Origin of the sequence: Microbacterium sp. JZ31 (genome assembly GCF_016805985.1) — a bacterium.
Taxonomy (GTDB): Bacteria; Actinomycetota; Actinomycetes; order Actinomycetales; family Microbacteriaceae; genus Microbacterium.
In genome coordinates, this window is sequence record NZ_CP017661.1 from 1,639,357 (window position 1) to 1,654,769 (window position 15,413).

A 15,413-nucleotide genomic window follows, 5' to 3' on the forward strand; every position below is an offset into this window, starting at 1 on the left:
AGGTAGAGTGACGTTGTGCCAGGAGAACGCGACCGCCCCACGATCCGGGACGTCGCCGCGCACGCGCAGGTGGCGGTGATGACGGTCTCGTACGCGTTCAGCCAGCCCTCCCGCGTGAGCCCGGAGACCCGTGAGCGGGTGATGGCGTCCGCGCGCGAGCTCGGCTATCAGCGCCCCAGTCCGGTCGCCCGCTCCCTCCGATCGGGCCGCACCGATCAGATCGGCGTCGTCGTTCCCGAGCATCTGTCGTACGCCTTCGATGACCCGCAGGCCGCGCGTTTCTTCGCCGGCGTGGCCGACGTCTGCGTCGAGCGTGGCCTGGGCATGGTGCTGATCCCCACCCACGGCGCTTCTCGCAGCGACCGGGCATCATCCGATGTCGATCGCGTGCTCTCCGCCGCGGTGGACGCCTACGTCCTGTGGACCACGTACAGCGGCGATCCCGTTCTCGAGGCGGTTGCCTCGAGCGGGCGGCCGGCCGCCATCCAGGGCGGACCCGAGGTGGCGGGGATCATCACGGTGACGGGCGACGATCGCGCGGCTGCGTACGCGGTGGCAGCGGCCGCGCTGGCGACCCGCGAGCGCTCGCGAGGCGGGCACGTGCCCGTCGTCCTCAGCTTCCCGGTCGACGGCGATCGGTCGCCGTGGCTCGGCGTCGGCGGGGACCTGACGCCCGACGTGCCGTACCCGGTCACCGCGCGTCGCCTCGAGGGCTACCGGGACGCGCTCGCGGCACACGGCTTCGGGTGGGACCAGGTCGCCGTCGCCGTGACCACGACGAACCTTCGGGACGAAGGCACCCGCAACACCGCGGCGGTGCTCGACCGCATCGCCCCGGACGCTCCTCTCCTCGTCCTCGCCATGAGCGACGAACTGGCGCTCGGCGCCCGCGATGCGCTCGCCTCGCTGCAGAGAGAAGCGATCATCACCGGGTGGGATGCGTCCGAGGAGGCCGTCGCCGCGGGGATCATCTCCGTCGAGAACCCGCTGCGCGAGCAGGGCAGGCGGTGCGCGGAGGCCGCGCTCGGCCTGAAGCAGCCGACCCGCCCCGTCTCGTGGAGGGTCGTGCAGCGTCCTGGGGATCCCGCCGCGGATTGACCGGCGCCTCTCCTCGTCGCGCTCGCCGTCGCGAGCCCTCGGCGAGCTCCCGTGCTCAGAGCCGCGGCTCCATGATTCTGTGGTCGGCGGTCGATGCCCTATTCGAGCTGATCCCACTTCGCCGGCAGCTCCGGAACGGGCCAGGCCGCATCGGGGATCCACTGCGACCAGTCGACGTCGAACGGGAAGGTCCGCGCCAGCGCGACGCTGCTCGCTTCCTTCCCCGCGCGCTCGATGATCGCTCGCATGCTCTCAGGCCAGTGGCCGGTGCCGGCGTAGTAGGCGAGCTCGTCCTCGTCCTTGTATCGAACGGACCACGTCCCGTCCCGATCGGTGCCGGCGATGACGTCGAGCGTCCAGTCCTGGGTATCGAACCCGGTCGCGGTGCGTGCCCAGGGCAGCTCGAGGTTCATGTACCAGTGCGGCATCCATGCGGTCCCGTCATGCCATCGCCAGACCGACCAGGGCGAACCCTTCTGGTGAACGCGCACGACGGGAGCGCCCGACCATGTGTCGTCGACGTAGGAGCCGTCCCAGTGTTCGGGCAGGATCAGCCTGCCGTTGGGCCCGCTGCCAGCTCCCGCCCGCCGTCGCATCGCGGATCCGACGGGGCTCGCCACGACGGCGAGTTCGTCATCGTCGACGAGGACACGTCCTGCGACCGCGAAGCCCACCGCCCGGCCGTGTCGGCCGTAGGTGTTCACACTGCGAAGCACCACCGCCTCTCCCGCGGCGAAGGGCTCGGTTCTGGCGTCCGAGGGATGGGCGATGTCCATCCACCGATGCTGACACAGCCGACTCAGGCGCAAAGTCCCGGTGAAGGACAGTCAGACGTCCCTCGTCGTCGCCCAGGCGGCTGATCGGCGGCGGCTGCGTTGCAGGATCGACACCTCCCCTCCCGGGCGGACCGGCCTTAGTGCGACGGAGCATCGCGCGCAAGGACGTGTGCGCCCGGTCGGCGCGCGGTTAGCCTCGGACGCACAGCGACGGACGGAGGCGACATGACAGCGCGACGCAGACGACGACACCGCCTCGACGCGGACAGCGTCGTGGTGATCCTGGGCGCCTCCAGCGGCATCGGCCGGGCTGCCGCTCACGCGTTCGCCGCCCGCGGCGTGCGGATGGTGCTCGCGGCGCGAAGCGCGTCGAGTCTCGAGGAGGTGGATGCCGAGTGCCGCGCGCGGGGAGCATCCGACGTTCTGGCCGCGCCGCTCGACATCACCGACCACGCAGCGGTCGCCGCGATGATCGCTCGCGCCCGTGAGCGGTTCGGGGGTGTCGACGTGTGGGTCTCCGCCGCGTCGGTCTACGGGTTCGCGCGCTTCGAGGAGGTGCCGCACGACGTGCTGCGACGGACGATCGACGTCAACCTCGTGAGCACCATGGAGGCCGCGCGTCTCGCGCTGCCGAGCCTGCGCGAGCGAGGCGGTGTGCTCATCCTGTTCGGCTCGGTCTTCTCGGAGCTCGCTGCGCCCTACGTCATCCCCTACGCCGTGAGCAAGCACGGCATCGCGGGGTTCGCGAAGGGCTTGCGCATGGAGTTGCGGGGCGCGGTCGACGTGTGCACGGTCATGCCGGCGAGCATCGACACCCCGATCCACCAGCACGCCGCGAACCTCACGGGTCACAAGGTGCGCGCTCTGCCGCCCGTCGTCTCGCCTCGGCGCGTGGCGAGAACCGTGGTGCGGCTCGCGGAGCGACCGCGCCGCAACGCCATCGTGGGCGTCGCACAGGGGATGCTGGTGCCTGTCCGTCGCGTGCTGCCGGGCCTCGTCGACGCGATGACGCATCGCTATATGGAGCTCGTCGCGTTGAAGCGGGCGGCTCAGGCACCGCACCGAGGCAACCTCGAGGCGCCCGACCCGACGTCGAACGCCGTCACCGGCGGGTGGCGGGTATGGACGCGGATCGGGCGCTGAGCCTCCGCCATGACTTCGGCTCCTGCCGACCGATCGAAAGAAGGCGATATGAAGTCCGTGGCTGACCAGAGCATCGACGAACTCGGAGGGCGCCTGAGCGTGCTGACCCGCCAGAGAGACGATCACATCGAGCTCGACGCGTTGCTGCACCGACTCGGGGAGCTGTCGCACGAGGATCAGCGCCCCGTGCTGCTCGACCTCTATCGGCTGGTCTTCCCTCACGCCTTCGCCGAGGAGTCGGTGCTGTGGCCCGTGATGCGTCGGGTGCTGCCTGACGGAGAGGAATTGACACTCCAGGTGGAGCAGGAGCATCAGGAGGTGAATGAGATCGTCACTCGGCTGGAGGCGCTCGCGTACGGCTCCCAGGAGCGGCAGGCCGCGATCGACAGGCTGGTGGAGGTGCTGCGCGAGGACGTCAGGGACGAGGAGGACGAGTTGTTCCCGCGCCTGCAGGAGCGGGTCAGCGCCCGCCGGCTCAGGATGCTCGGGATCGCCTGGAGCGCGGTCAGCGCCATCGCGCCGACGAGGGCGCATCCCATCGTCGCCCGCCGTCCCCCGGGAAACGTCATCGCCGCGCTCCCGCTGACGGCGCTCGATCGACTGCGGGACCGCCTGGACGCGATCCGTTTTCGCGGTGCCGGCCGGGCCGAGAGCGCACTGCGCATCGCGTCGACCGGGCTCACGCGCACTGCTCACGCGATCGAACATCTCCCCGCGATGCGACGCGGCGAGGACCCGTCGACGCGCCTCGATCGTCCACCGGCGCCACCGTGGGGATGGATCGCTGCGGCGCTGGTCGTGATCTCGATCACGCTGATCAGGCGGCGCCGGCGAGCCTGATGCTGCCGGCGCCGTCGGATTCAGCCCTGGGAGGACTCGTCGTCGGTGTCGGCGTCTGACTGGGCTTCCGCGGCGGCCTCGCTGACCTCGTCACTCACGACCGGCGTGGGGGCGGCGTCATCGGCCCGCGCGTCGTCTGCGTGCCGCTCGTGCGGCTTCTCGTCGCTCATGCGTTTCTCCTCTCGACTGTGAACTCCAGCATCGACGCTGCCGCGCGCGATGAGCAGACCCTTGACAGGGCTCGCCCCGCCTCGAGGCGCTCGCCTGTCGCCGCGCCGACCGCCTCCCCAGGGGCGATGAGGCCGCCTCACGATGATGCCCACAGCGAGGCCGGGGACGATCGCGGCCGTCGCGAGCAGCAGCGCGGCGAGAGGCGGTGCAGTCGACGACGACGAAAGAACGGCGAAGCACACGAAGAAGCCGAGGAGCGAAGCCGCGATGCCCGAGGCCATGGGAAGGAAATCTCGCGCCTTCATGCTTCCTATGCTGGCCGATGTGAGTCGGATCCCCCCTCGCAACTCGGCGGTCGGAATCGGCATCGCGCGTATCGGCGCCGCGATGTTCGTCGTCGTCCTGCTGGTGCACACCTTCTTGGGACGCATCGCGGTCGGTGACGCCAATCCCTTCGACTACTTCGGCTACTTCACGAACCAGACAAGCCTGCTCGCGGCCGTCGTCCTGACCGCCTCCGGTTCGCACTCGGTGCGGAACCAGCGCCCACCCCACTGGCTCGTGGCCGCACGCGGCGTGGTGACGGCATGTCTGCTCGTCGTTGCCGTGATCTACAACGGCCTCGTTCCCGGCACCGGCACCGCGCCCGCGTGGATCAGCGCCGTGCTCCACGTCTACTTTCCCCTGTTCGTGCTGCTCGACTGGGTGCTCGTCGGCGACCGCGCCCCTCTGCGGTGGCGGACGCTGTGGATCGTCCTGCCCTACCCACTTGCCTGGCTGGCAGTCGTCCTCGTCCGCGGGGCGACCGACGGGTGGGTGCCTTACGGGTTCCTCTTGCCCGAGCGCGGCGTGATGTCGCTCCTCGGATACAGCGCGGCGCTCCTCTTCACGCTCGTGGCCTCCGGCGCGCTGGTATGGGCCGGCTCCCGGTCGCCCGGGATCTTGCTCCCTCGAGCGGATTTCGCTTGAATCCGCAGTAAGTGAGCCACAGGAGCCCCGCGGCTGGCGAGGGGCGCCCGTCATCTCGACGTGTCGACACGGTTCCCCTCGACGAGGACCCCCGATCAAACGGAAAACCCCCGCCGGAGCGGGGGTTCTTGGTGGATCTGAGGGGACTCGAACCCCTGACCCCCTGCATGCCATGCAGGTGCGCTACCAGCTGCGCCACAGACCCAGGTGCTGTCCGGTAGAAGCCCCGGACAACTCATTCAGCTTACAACACGACGACGCGCAGGTGAAATCGCGTCACTCCGCCGGGCGCGTCGCCGCGCCGGGGCCCGGGACCTCGACCGGCAGCACCGGGCAGTCCTTCCACAGGCGCTCGAGCGCGTAGAAGGCGCGCTCCTCCTGGTGGAACACGTGCACGACGAGATCGCCGAAGTCGAGCAGCACCCACCGCGACTCCGCGCGACCCTCACGACGCAGGCGCTTGTGCCCGGCCTCGTTCAGCTTGTCCTCGATCTCGTCGGCGATCGCCGCCACATTGCGCTCGCTCCGGCCCGTCACGATCAGGAAGACGTCGACGAGCGGAAGGGGCTCGGAGACGTCGAGGGCGACGAGATCCTCGCCGCCCTTCGCATCCGCCGCAGCCGCGGCGATCTTGAGCATTGTCAGCGATTCGGCAGAGGCCATCAGCCCAGAACTCCTGTTGTGAATGCGGCGACCACCACGCCGATGAGAGCGACGCCCAGCACGCCCGCCGCGATGCCGAGGATCAGGGTGAGGCGGTGCGTCTTCTCCGGTGCCGGCGGGCGGATCACCTCCGCCGGGCTCTTCGAGGTGCTCACCGCGTCGCTCGCGGCGATCGGCGTCGGTGACGACGCGAGCGGCAGCTCGCCGTCGATCAGCACGACGTCCACGTCCTTGCCGTCCGTGGTCCCGGCGGCGTGGCCGCGCGAGCCGAACCCATCCGGCAGCGCGTGAGTGCTCGTCACGAGGATCTCGCCGGTGGCGTCGATCGGCGCCGACAGCGGGATGGATCCAGGATCGGCCGCGAGGATGAGCGCGCTCGCGGCCGTCGACGTGCCGCTCGAATCGTTGGAGCGCGACAGGATCTCCTCGAACGAGGCAGGCTGCTCCGCCGCGGGCTCCTTCAGAAGGGATGCCCCGAACGCGGGCGCGACCGTCGGGCGCTGCTCCGGCTCGTCCGCGGCCGGCGCGTCCTCCGGCACGTACACCGTCTCGACCCTCGACTCCGCGAACTCCTCGTCGGGACGCGTCTCCGCGCTCCCGGGCTCGGCGGCGTCCTCGTACACGAGGTGGGCGACCGGCAGCTCGCGCTCGAACGGCACAGGCTCGCCGTGCACCGGGGCGTCGGACTCCTCCTCCGCGGCACGGTGCTCGAAGGGCACCTCCACGACCTCGTACAGCACCGAGGTCTCGTTCTCGCCGACGATCTTCGTCTCGATCGCGGCGAGGTTCGGCTCCTCCTCGGCGGACTCCTCCTCGGAGGTCGGCGCATCGGGCGACTCGGCCTCGTCAGGGGACACCACGGCGAACTGCGCCGTGCGCATGCGCTCCTGCTCGCGCACCTCTCGGCGCGTGAGCGGGCGCTGTCCCTCTGCGGGAACGGACGGCGCGGACGACTCCTGGGCAGCGGCGTCCAGCGCTGCTGCCTCCTCGTTCTGCGCGGCGACGATGTCGGGCTGCTGGGCGTCCGCCGACGGCTCCTCGACCACCTCGGCGTCGACGATGTCCGGCTCGGCGTCGACGCCGTCCGGCTCGGCGGCCTCGGGTACGGCCGGGCCCGACTCCACGACGGCGGCCTCGACCACGTCCGCTTCCCCACGCGGGTCGATCTCGGCCGGGGCGTGCGCCGCTTCGGCGTCGCGCGCGGCCTTGGCGGCCTCGATGTCCTCAGCGCTGATGACGGGCGTCTGACCGGTCAGCTTCAGCTCGCGCAGCTGACGGCGAGTCAGCGGCTGCGACAACTCGTCCGGTGTGCTCATGCATTGCTCCGATACAGATGATGCTTCGCGATGTACTGCACGACCCCGTCCGGCACGAGGTACCAGACCGGGAATCCGCGGCTCACGCGATCACGGCAGTCCGTCGACGAGATCGCCAGCGCCGGGATCTCGAGCTGGCTGATGTCCGCGCTCGGCAGTCCCTCGATGTCGAGGACATGGCCGGGACGCGACACCGCGACGAAGTGGGCGAGATCCCACAGTTCATCGTGGTTCCTCCAGCTGAGAATCTGCGCCACGGCGTCGGCGCCGGTGATGAAGAACAGCTCGGCGTCGGGTCGCTCCGCCTTGAGGTCGCGCAGCGTGTCGACGGTGTAGGTGAGCCCCTCGCGGTCGACGTCCACCCGGCTGACCGTGAAGCGCGGATTCGACGCGGTCGCGATGACCGTCATCTCGTAGCGCTGCTCGGCGGGCGAGACCTCCTGCTTCTGCCAGGGCTGCCCGGTCGGCACGAACACGACCTCATCGAGGTCGAACGACTGGGCGACCTCGCTCGCGGCCACGAGGTGACCGTGATGGATGGGATCGAACGTCCCGCCCATCACCCCGATCCGCGGCGGCCTCGGCTGCACCGTCACAAGGACGACCTAGTGGCCGTGTCCCGTCTCGTGCTCGGAATGACCCTCGGTCGCCTGCACCTGTGCCGGGTCGGCGTGGCGGTTCGAGACGTTGCGGTACGACGCGGTCACGACTGCCAGCAGCGTGAAGACGACGGCTGCGATGAGGCCGGCGGGCAGCGTCATCAGCATGACGTTGCCTTCGTGTTCCGTCTCGGCGGCTGCGGCGACGGCAAGCGCTGCGGCGAGGTGCATTCGTGCTCCGTTCGGGTTGTGGCACGGGTGTAGAGAACGTGCCCGACAAGCTTATCTCTCAGACGCGGACCTGACCGGAGCCACGGCCGAGCCACTTCGTGCTCGTCAGCTCGGGAAGCCCCATGGGACCGCGCGCGTGGAGCTTCTGCGTCGAGATGCCGACCTCGGCGCCGAAGCCGAACTCGCTTCCGTCCGTGAAGCGCGTCGATGCGTTCACGAGCACGACGGCGGAGTCGACCTCGGCGAGGAAGCGCTCCGCGTTGCGCACATCCGTCGTGATGATCGCCTCGGTGTGCCCCGTGGAGTACCGGCGGATGTGCGCGAACGCGTCGTCGAGCGTGTCGACGACGCGCATCGCGATGTCCAGGCTCAGGTACTCCGTCGCCCAGTCCTCCTCGGTCGCCGGCTCGACACCGAGAGCGAGCGTCCGGACGGTGTCGTCGCCGTGCACCGTCACGCCTTGCGCCTGCAGGGCCGCGGCGACGGGCGCGACGAGCCGATCGGCGGCGCTGCGCAGCACGAGCACGGTCTCGACCGCGTTGCACACGCTGGGGCGCTGCACCTTGGCGTTCACGACGATGTCGCGCGCCCAGTCCTCCGGCGCGGTCTCGTCGAGCACGATGTGGACGTTGCCGGCACCCGTCTCGATCACCGGCACGGTCGACTCGGTCACCACGGTCTCGATCAGGCCGGCGCTGCCGCGCGGCACGAGCACGTCGACGAAGCCGCGCCCGTGCATGAGCGCCTTGGCACCGTCGCGCCCGAACGCGTCGACCGACTGGATGGCGTCGGGGCTGACGCCCTGCGCCTCGAGCGCGTCGCGCATGACCGCGACCAGCGTGGTGTTCGACGACAGCGCCGCACTGCCGCCGCGCAGCACGACCGCGTTGCCGGAGCGCAGGGCGAGCGCCGCGATGTCGACGGTCACATTCGGGCGCGCCTCGTAGATCGCCCCGACCACCCCGAACGGGACGCGCACCTGCTCGAGGTTGACGCCTCCCGGCATGCGGTGCCCGCGCACGACCTCGCCGACCGGATCGGGCAGCGCCGCGACGTCCCGCACGGCGTCGGCCAGACCCGCGACCCGCTTGGCATCCAGACGCAGGCGGTCCAGGAGGCCGGCCCCGATGCCGTCGCGTTCGCCGCGCGCGAGGTCGTCCGCGTTCGCCGCGATGATCTCGTCGGAGTGCGTCAGCACCGCATCCGCGATCGCGTGCAGCGCTTCGGCCTTCTGCCCGCTCGTCAGACGCGCGGTGACGCGCGCGGCGTCCTTCGCGAGACGCAGCCGATCCTGCGGTGTGTCGACGACGACGTCCGGGGTCTCCACGATGCTCATGGCGCTTCTCTCCGCTGGGGTTCAGGATGTGCGCGGCGCGTCCGTCGACGCCCTTCCGGGCGGGACGCGGCTATTCGGAGAGTGTACCGAGCGGCACGGCGGCCGGAGACGGCTCGAACCACGTGCCGACCTGGGACCCCGACAGGGCGTCGGCGACGAGGTCCGCGCTCGTGACGAGGACGCCGATCCCGGCGCCCGCTGCGAGGCGTGCGGCCGAGACCTTCGTGGCCGCTCCCCCGGTGCCGACGCTGTTGACGACCGTGGAGCCGAACTCCAGGCCGCTGAGATCCGCATCGTGCGCGATCACGTCGAGCGGCTCCGCGCCGGGCTCGGTCGGCGGCTTCGTGTAGAGCGACGCGATGTCGCTGAGCAGGACGAGCGCATCCGCCGCCACGAGCTTCGCCACCAGCGCGGCCAGCCGGTCGTTGTCGCCGAAGCGGATCTCATGCGTCGCGACCGTGTCGTTCTCGTTCACGATCGGCAGGATGCGCAGCCCGAGCAGGCGCTCGATCGCCCGCTGCGCATTGCTGCGGTGCGTGGTGTTCTCGAGGTCGCCCGCGGTCAGGAGCACCTGGCCCGCCACGATGCCGAACGGCCGCAGCGCCTCCTGGTAGCGGAACACGAGCACGTTCTGCCCGACCGCGGCCGCGGCCTGCTGGGTGGCGAGATCGGTCGGACGCGCGTCGAGCTCCAGGAACGGCATGCCGGTCGCGATCGCTCCCGAGGACACGAGCAGCACCTCGGCGCCGCGCCGGTGCGCGTCGGCGAGGGCCTTCACGAGCATCGGGATGCGCCAGGATGCCTCACCGCTGATCGAGGACGAGCCGACCTTCACGACGATGCGCCGCGCGGCCGCGAGGCCCGCGCGATCCCGAGCGGTCACTCGTCGCCCTCGACGACGTCGTCACGACGCGACCGGCGCAGCTCCTCCGCTTCGGCGCGCGCGGCGGCGCGAGCGTCCTGACGCGCGTGGTACTGCTCGCGGCGCTCGTTGCTCGTGCGGCGCCCGCCCTGCATCAGACGCGGATCGGTGCCGCGCGGAGCCTGGATGAGCTCGGCGGCCGAGCCGATCGACGGCTCCCAGTCGAACACGACCGAGTCGCCCTCGCCGATGACGACGGTGGATCCGGGCACCGCGCCCGCGCGGAACAGCTCGTCCTCGACGCCCAGCTTGTCGAGGCGGTCGGACAGGAAGCCCACGGCCTCCTCGTTCTGGAAGTCGGTCTGCTGCACCCAGCGCGTCGGCTTCTCCCCGAGGATCCGGTACACGTTGCCGTACGTACCGCCCTCGACCCGGATCTCGAACTCCTTCTGGGAGCCCTTCGGGCGGATCACCACGCGCGGCTTGTCGGGCGCGGCGGGCTGGGCCTTGCGGTGCTCGTCGATGATCTCGCCGATCGCGAAGGTCAGCTCGCGCAGGCCCTTGCGCGCGACGGTCGAGATCTCGAACACGCGGTAGCCCTGCGCCTCGAGGTCGGGGCGCACGAACGCGGCGAGCTCCTCGGCCTCCGGCACGTCCGTCTTGTTCAGCACGACGAGCTGCGGGCGCTCGAGCAGCGGCAGCTGCCCCTCCGGCACCGGGTACGCGCCGAGCTCGGCGCGGATGACCTCGAGATCGCTGAGCGGGTCGCGACCGGGCTCGAGTGTGGCGCAGTCGAGGACGTGCACGAGCGCGGTGCAGCGCTCGACGTGACGCAGGAACTCGAGGCCGAGCCCGCGCCCCTCGCTCGCGCCCTCGATCAAGCCCGGAACGTCCGCGACCGTGAAGCGCACGTCACCGGCCTGCACGACGCCGAGGTTGGGGTGCAGGGTGGTGAACGGATAGTCGGCGATCTTCGGTCGCGCGGCCGAGATCGCGGCGATCAGGCTCGACTTGCCGGCGGACGGGAAGCCGACGAGCGCCACGTCCGCGACGGTCTTGAGCTCGAGGACGACGTCGCCCTCCCAGCCCGGCGTGCCGAGCAGCGCGAAGCCGGGGGCCTTGCGCTTGGGGGACGCGAGAGCGGCGTTCCCCAGGCCGCCGCGACCGCCAGGGGCGACGACGAAGCGCATGCCCGGCTCGATCATGTCGACGAGCACCTCGCCGGACGGGTCCTTCACGACCGTGCCGACCGGCACGGGGAGCTCGAGGTCCTCGCCCTGCGCACCCGAGCGCATGTCGCCCATGCCGAAGCCGCCGTTGCCTGCGGAACGGTGCGGCGAGTGGTGATAGCTCAGCAGCGTGGTCGTCTGCGGGTCGGCGACGAGCACGATGTCGCCACCGTCGCCGCCGTTGGCGCCGTCGGGGCCGCCGAGCGGCTTGAACTTCTCACGGCGGACGGAGACGCAGCCGTTGCCGCCCTTGCCGGCGCGCAGATGGAGCGTCACCTCATCGACGAACGTGACCATGATCCCCACAGACTCTCAGAAACAGAAGAACGGGACGAGCCGAAGCTCGCCCCGTTCAACGATGAATGTGCTCGCGCGGAGGAGACTTACTCGCCCGCGACGATGTTGACGACCTTGCGGCCGCCCTTGTTGCCGAACTCGACCGCACCGGCGGCGAGGGCGAACAGCGTGTCGTCGCCACCGCGACCGACGTTGGCGCCCGGGTGGAAGTGGGTGCCACGCTGACGGACGAGGATCTCGCCCGCGCTGACGACCTGACCGCCGAAGCGCTTCACGCCCAGTCGCTGGGCGTTGGAGTCGCGACCGTTGCGAGTGGAGCTCGCGCCCTTCTTATGTGCCATTGCTCAGCCTCTGCTCTCTGGGACTTACTTGATGCCGGTGATCTTGACGCGCGTGAGCTCCTGACGGTGGCCCTGGCGCTTCTTGTAGCCGGTCTTGTTCTTGAACTTCTGGATGACGATCTTCGGACCGCGCAGGTTGCCGACGACCTCGGCCGTGACCTTGACCTTCGCGAGCTTCTCAGCGTCGGTCGTCACGTTGTCACCGTCGACGAAGAGGACGGCGGGCAGCTCGATCGTCTCGCCCGCGGCAGCCTGCACACGGTCGAGCTGAACGATGGTGCCGACCTCGACCTTCTCCTGCCGGCCACCGGCGCGCACAACTGCGTAAACCACTTCACACCTGTTTTCATTGGGGAGCCTCGTCCGGCTCCGGTATCTCACGGAAAGACTTCGCTTGCTCTCGCTGGCCGCGAGGGGCGTCTGCAAGACTTTCGCCGCGCCGCCGTCGAGGGCGCGCGACACAGGGGACGCACCAAAGGAATACTCTACCCGATCGGGCAGGGATCCGGCAAAAGCGCCGAACCGGCGCGTCGCGTCCGCATCGTCCTGGTTACGATCGTGGGATGGCGATCCTGGTGGACGATCCGGTCTGGCCCGCGCACGGGCGACTCTGGGCGCACCTGGTGAGCGACGCGGATCTGCACGAGCTGCACGCCTTCGCCGAGGCCTCCGGCCTGCCGGCGCGCTCGTTCGACCGCGACCACTACGACGTGCCGCAGGATGCGGTGCCGCGCCTGATCGCGGCCGGCGCGCGTCATGTGAGCGGCAAGGAGCTCGTGCGGGCGCTGATCGCCTCCGGTCTGCGCGTGACGGCGCGCGAGCGGCGCGGGCTGTAGCACCCGCGCCGCTCGCGGCGTCAGTCCTCGGTGACGGCGACCGGAGTGACGGGCACCGCGGTGCCGGTCAGCGCCGCCGTGGTGACGCGACGGCTGCGACTGCGCCCCTGACCGGGCGCCTTCGGCTCGGGCAGCGCATTGAGCACGGAGTCGAGCAGCGTGTCGGTCGTGGTCTTCGGCTGCTCGGACTGCTGACGCTTGCGACGGCCCTTCTTGGGCCGCTCGGCGCGTGAGCCGCCCTCCTGGGCGTCCTTGGGCGCGTCCTGCTTCGCCGGCGTGCGCGGGCCCTCCGGGAGCTCGATCGCGACCTCGGCCAGCGCCTCCGCCTTCTCGGCCGGATGGATCGTCGACGCCGCGATCTGCGCGAGCGCGGACTTCACGCCCTCCGTGATCACGTGCGTGCCCGTGGTGCTCGCCGCCGCGCTCGACGTCGGGCCGTTGCCGTTGCCGTTGCCGCCGTTGCCGTTGCCGTTGGAGGAGCCGCGCGAGCGGCGGCCGGAGCCGGATCCGGAACCCCCGCCGTTGCCGCCGCCGCCGCTCGGGCGGTGCTTGGCGACCGGGTCGTGATGCACGATCACGCCGCGTCCGGCGCACACTTCGCAGGGCTCGCTGAACGTCTCGAGGAGGCCGAGCCCGAGCTTCTTGCGCGTCATCTGCACGAGCCCGAGAGATGTCACCTCGGCGACCTGGTGCTTCGTGCGGTCGCGGCTCAAGCACTCGACGAGGCGGCGCAGCACGAGGTCGCGGTTCGACTCGAGCACCATGTCGATGAAGTCGACGACGATGATGCCGCCGATGTCACGCAGGCGCAGCTGGCGCACGATCTCCTCGGCCGCCTCGAGGTTGTTCTTCGTGACGGTCTCCTCAAGGTTGCCGCCCGAGCCGACGAACTTGCCGGTGTTGACGTCCACGACGGTCATGGCCTCGGTGCGGTCGATCACGAGCGATCCGCCGGAGGGCAGCCAGACCTTTCGGTCGAGGGCCTTCTCGATCTGCTCCGTGATGCGGTACGCGTCGAACGGATCCCGCTCGTCCTCGTACTTCTCGATCCGGTCGAGGAGGTCGGGCGCGACGCCCTCGAGGTAGCTCGTGATCGTGCGCTGCGCCTCCTCGCCCTGGATCAGCATCTTCGTGAAGTCCTCGTTGAAGACGTCGCGGACGATCTTGACCAGCAGGTCGGGCTCGCTGTGCAGCAGGCTCGGGGCGTTGCCCTTCTCGACGAGCGAGTTGATGTGCGCCCACTGCGACGTGAGGCGGTTGACGTCGCGCGTCAGCTGCTCCTCGGTCGCACCCTCTGCGGCCGTGCGGACGATGACGCCGGAGGACTCCGGCAGCACCTCCTTGAGGATCTTCTTCAAGCGCGAGCGCTCGGTGTCGGGGAGCTTGCGCGAGATGCCGTTCATGGCGCCGCCGGGCACGTACACGAGGTAGCGCCCCGGCAGGGAGATCTGGCTCGTGAGGCGCGCGCCCTTGTGGCCGACCGGATCCTTCGTGACCTGCACGAGCACCTTGTCGCCGGGCTTGAGCGCGAGCTCGATGCGGCGCGGCTGATTGCCGGTCTCGACCGAGTCCCAGTCGACCTCGCCGGAGTAGAGCACGGCGTTGCGGCCGCGACCGATGTCGACGAACGCGGCCTCCATGCTCGGCAGCACGTTCTGCACGCGACCGAGGTAGACGTTGCCGATCAGCGACGCGTCCTGGCTGCGCGCGACGTAGTGCTCGACGAGGACGTTGTCCTCGAGCACCGCGATCTGCACGCGGCCGCTCTTGGAGCGCACGATCATCTGGCGGTCGACGGCCTCACGGCGCGCGAGGAACTCGGCCTCGGTGACGACGGGACGGCGGCGACCGGCCTCGCGACCGTCTCGCCGGCGCTGCTTCTTCGCCTCCAGTCGGGTCGAGCCCTTGATGCGCTGCGGCTCCGTGACGACCTCGACGACGCGCTGGCGGCGGCGTCCGGTGCTCTCCTCGACCGGCGCGGCCTGCGCCTCAGGCTCTCCCTCCGCCCCGCCGCGACGACGGCGACGGCGCGACGAGCGGCCCGCGGCGGGCTCCTCCTCCGGCGCCGGGAGGGCGGGCAGCGGCTGGACGTCGGGCGCGTAGAAGTGCAGGGCCGTCGAGACCTGCGACACGAATTCCTCGGGCAGCAGGCCGAGACTCACGGCGGTCGGACGCTCGGGGGTCTCGGGCTCGGCCGAGGCCTCGGGCTCAGCGGCGGCCTCGGGCTCAGCGTTGGCCTCGGGCTCGGCGGCGGCCTCGGGCTCGCTGGCGCCGTTCTCCGCCGGCGGCTCGGACTCGGCGTCGCCATCGGCGGCACTCTCGACCGCCGCGTCCGGCTCGACCTCGACCGAAGCGTCCTGCGCCTCGGGAGCAGGCAGCTCCTCGGCGACGGGCCCCTCGACGACGGGCTCCTCGGCGGCGGGCGCTTCGACGGCGGGGGCCTCGGCGGGGGGCTCCTCAGCGACGAGAGCCTCCGTCTCGGGCTCCCCCGCGGGCGCCTCGTCCATCGCCTGGTCCTCGACCTGGTCCTCGGAGGCCTGGACCTCCGCGGCGGGTGCGCCGTCCTGAGTCGACTCGGACGCTACCGCGTCCGCCGTCTCGTCGAAGGTGCGCTCGTCCTGTTCATTGTGCTGTTCAGCCATCTCTGGCGTGCTCCCTGCGGGCGGACATCCGCGCGTCGCCCGGAAATCTCTGGCGGTCCCGCTC

The 15,413-nt window shown here is 70.7% G+C and carries 17 protein-coding genes and 1 tRNA gene; 5 read left to right on the forward strand and 13 right to left on the reverse strand.

Annotated features, from left to right (window positions below; genetic code table 11):
- The first annotated feature begins 15 nt into the window (after window positions 1-15).
- Window positions 16-1,098, forward strand: a complete 1,083-nt coding sequence (locus tag BJP60_RS07805) for a LacI family DNA-binding transcriptional regulator (protein ID WP_203135242.1) — start codon at window positions 16-18, stop codon at window positions 1,096-1,098.
- A 98-nt stretch (window positions 1,099-1,196) separates the two neighbouring features.
- Here the strand turns inward: BJP60_RS07805 and BJP60_RS07810 are convergent, their stop codons facing one another.
- Window positions 1,197-1,874, reverse strand: coding sequence for a DUF402 domain-containing protein (locus BJP60_RS07810; protein WP_203135243.1), 678 nt, complete (start codon window positions 1,872-1,874; stop codon window positions 1,197-1,199).
- A 225-nt stretch (window positions 1,875-2,099) separates the two neighbouring features.
- On the opposite strand from BJP60_RS07810, the gene BJP60_RS07815 reads away from it, so the two are divergent.
- Together BJP60_RS07815 and BJP60_RS07820 are read left to right on the forward strand one after the other, a co-directional pair.
- The gene (locus BJP60_RS07815; protein ID WP_203135244.1) at window positions 2,100-3,017 is read left to right on the forward strand and encodes an SDR family NAD(P)-dependent oxidoreductase; all 918 of its coding nucleotides are present in this window, start codon (window positions 2,100-2,102) and stop codon (window positions 3,015-3,017) included.
- 57 nt (window positions 3,018-3,074) lie between these two features.
- A complete protein-coding gene (locus tag BJP60_RS07820; RefSeq protein ID WP_203135245.1) occupies window positions 3,075-3,857 on the forward strand; it encodes a hemerythrin domain-containing protein in 783 nt (260 codons plus the stop codon).
- A gap of 20 nt (window positions 3,858-3,877) precedes the next feature.
- Here BJP60_RS07820 and BJP60_RS07825 read toward each other — a convergent pair whose 3' ends face one another.
- Window positions 3,878-4,333 carry a hypothetical protein gene (locus tag BJP60_RS07825; protein ID WP_203139462.1) on the reverse strand — a complete coding sequence of 152 codons (456 nt, stop codon included), beginning with the start codon at window positions 4,331-4,333 and terminating at the stop codon, window positions 3,878-3,880.
- A 19-nt stretch (window positions 4,334-4,352) separates the two neighbouring features.
- Here BJP60_RS07825 and BJP60_RS07830 point away from each other — a divergent pair, with 19 nt between their 5' ends.
- Window positions 4,353-4,997 carry a Pr6Pr family membrane protein gene (locus BJP60_RS07830; RefSeq protein ID WP_238439343.1) on the forward strand — a complete coding sequence of 215 codons (645 nt, stop codon included), beginning with the start codon at window positions 4,353-4,355 and terminating at the stop codon, window positions 4,995-4,997.
- A 129-nt stretch (window positions 4,998-5,126) separates the two neighbouring features.
- Here the strand turns inward: BJP60_RS07830 and BJP60_RS07835 are convergent.
- From BJP60_RS07835 to rplU, 10 genes are all read right to left on the reverse strand, one after another.
- Window positions 5,127-5,202: transfer RNA gene (locus tag BJP60_RS07835), tRNA-Ala, on the reverse strand.
- Window positions 5,203-5,273: 71 nt separating this feature from the next.
- Entirely contained in the window at window positions 5,274-5,660 is a 387-nt protein-coding gene (rsfS, locus tag BJP60_RS07840; protein WP_203135246.1) for a ribosome silencing factor, read from the reverse strand.
- Window positions 5,660-6,976 (reverse strand): hypothetical protein, encoded by a 1,317-nt coding sequence (locus tag BJP60_RS07845; RefSeq protein WP_203135247.1) that lies wholly within the window; start codon window positions 6,974-6,976, stop codon window positions 5,660-5,662. The genes rsfS and BJP60_RS07845 overlap by 1 nt, the downstream gene beginning before the upstream one ends.
- Window positions 6,973-7,572, reverse strand: coding sequence for a nicotinate-nucleotide adenylyltransferase (gene nadD, locus BJP60_RS07850; protein ID WP_257793725.1), 600 nt, complete (start codon window positions 7,570-7,572; stop codon window positions 6,973-6,975). The genes BJP60_RS07845 and nadD overlap by 4 nt, the downstream gene beginning before the upstream one ends.
- Window positions 7,573-7,581: 9 nt before the next feature.
- Window positions 7,582-7,806, reverse strand: a complete 225-nt coding sequence (locus tag BJP60_RS07855; RefSeq protein ID WP_203135249.1) for a hypothetical protein — start codon at window positions 7,804-7,806, stop codon at window positions 7,582-7,584.
- Window positions 7,807-7,864: 58 nt separating this feature from the next.
- Window positions 7,865-9,142, reverse strand: coding sequence for a glutamate-5-semialdehyde dehydrogenase (locus BJP60_RS07860; protein WP_203135250.1), 1,278 nt, complete (start codon window positions 9,140-9,142; stop codon window positions 7,865-7,867).
- A 70-nt stretch (window positions 9,143-9,212) separates the two neighbouring features.
- A complete protein-coding gene (proB, locus tag BJP60_RS07865; protein WP_203135251.1) occupies window positions 9,213-10,025 on the reverse strand; it encodes a glutamate 5-kinase in 813 nt (270 codons plus the stop codon).
- Window positions 10,022-11,530: a GTPase ObgE gene (gene obgE / locus BJP60_RS07870; protein ID WP_203135252.1), complete on the reverse strand. Its 1,509-nt coding sequence runs from the start codon at window positions 11,528-11,530 to the stop codon at window positions 10,022-10,024. Before obgE ends, proB begins: the two co-directional genes overlap by 4 nt.
- An 86-nt stretch (window positions 11,531-11,616) precedes the next feature.
- Window positions 11,617-11,871: a 50S ribosomal protein L27 gene (gene rpmA, locus BJP60_RS07875; RefSeq protein WP_055991412.1), complete on the reverse strand. Its 255-nt coding sequence runs from the start codon at window positions 11,869-11,871 to the stop codon at window positions 11,617-11,619.
- A 24-nt stretch (window positions 11,872-11,895) separates the two neighbouring features.
- The gene (gene rplU / locus BJP60_RS07880; protein ID WP_203135253.1) at window positions 11,896-12,204 is read right to left on the reverse strand and encodes a 50S ribosomal protein L21; all 309 of its coding nucleotides are present in this window, start codon (window positions 12,202-12,204) and stop codon (window positions 11,896-11,898) included.
- A 230-nt stretch (window positions 12,205-12,434) separates the two neighbouring features.
- On the opposite strand from rplU, the gene BJP60_RS07885 reads away from it, so the two are divergent.
- Window positions 12,435-12,707, forward strand: a complete 273-nt coding sequence (locus BJP60_RS07885; protein WP_203135254.1) for a DUF4031 domain-containing protein — start codon at window positions 12,435-12,437, stop codon at window positions 12,705-12,707.
- Between the two features lie 20 nt (window positions 12,708-12,727).
- On the opposite strand, the gene BJP60_RS07890 is transcribed toward BJP60_RS07885, so the two are convergent.
- Window positions 12,728-15,349 (reverse strand): Rne/Rng family ribonuclease, encoded by a 2,622-nt coding sequence (locus BJP60_RS07890; RefSeq protein WP_203135255.1) that lies wholly within the window; start codon window positions 15,347-15,349, stop codon window positions 12,728-12,730.
- Between the last annotated feature and the right edge of the window lie 64 nt (window positions 15,350-15,413).

Coding starts and splice junctions, on each gene's coding strand:
- BJP60_RS07810 (WP_203135243.1), bottom strand. CDS start 1,874: ATGGACATCGCCCATCCCTCGGACGCCAGAACCGAGCCCTTCGCCGCG.
- BJP60_RS07815 (WP_203135244.1), top strand. CDS start 2,100: ATGACAGCGCGACGCAGACGACGACACCGCCTCGACGCGGACAGCGTC.
- BJP60_RS07825 (WP_203139462.1), bottom strand. CDS start 4,333: ATGAAGGCGCGAGATTTCCTTCCCATGGCCTCGGGCATCGCGGCTTCG.
- rsfS (WP_203135246.1), bottom strand. CDS start 5,660: ATGGCCTCTGCCGAATCGCTGACAATGCTCAAGATCGCCGCGGCTGCG.
- BJP60_RS07845 (WP_203135247.1), bottom strand. CDS start 6,976: ATGAGCACACCGGACGAGTTGTCGCAGCCGCTGACTCGCCGTCAGCTG.
- BJP60_RS07855 (WP_203135249.1), bottom strand. CDS start 7,806: ATGCACCTCGCCGCAGCGCTTGCCGTCGCCGCAGCCGCCGAGACGGAA.
- BJP60_RS07860 (WP_203135250.1), bottom strand. CDS start 9,142: ATGAGCATCGTGGAGACCCCGGACGTCGTCGTCGACACACCGCAGGAT.
- obgE (WP_203135252.1), bottom strand. CDS start 11,530: ATGGTCACGTTCGTCGATGAGGTGACGCTCCATCTGCGCGCCGGCAAG.
- rpmA (WP_055991412.1), bottom strand. CDS start 11,871: ATGGCACATAAGAAGGGCGCGAGCTCCACTCGCAACGGTCGCGACTCC.
- BJP60_RS07885 (WP_203135254.1), top strand. CDS start 12,435: ATGGCGATCCTGGTGGACGATCCGGTCTGGCCCGCGCACGGGCGACTC.
- BJP60_RS07890 (WP_203135255.1), bottom strand. CDS start 15,349: ATGGCTGAACAGCACAATGAACAGGACGAGCGCACCTTCGACGAGACG.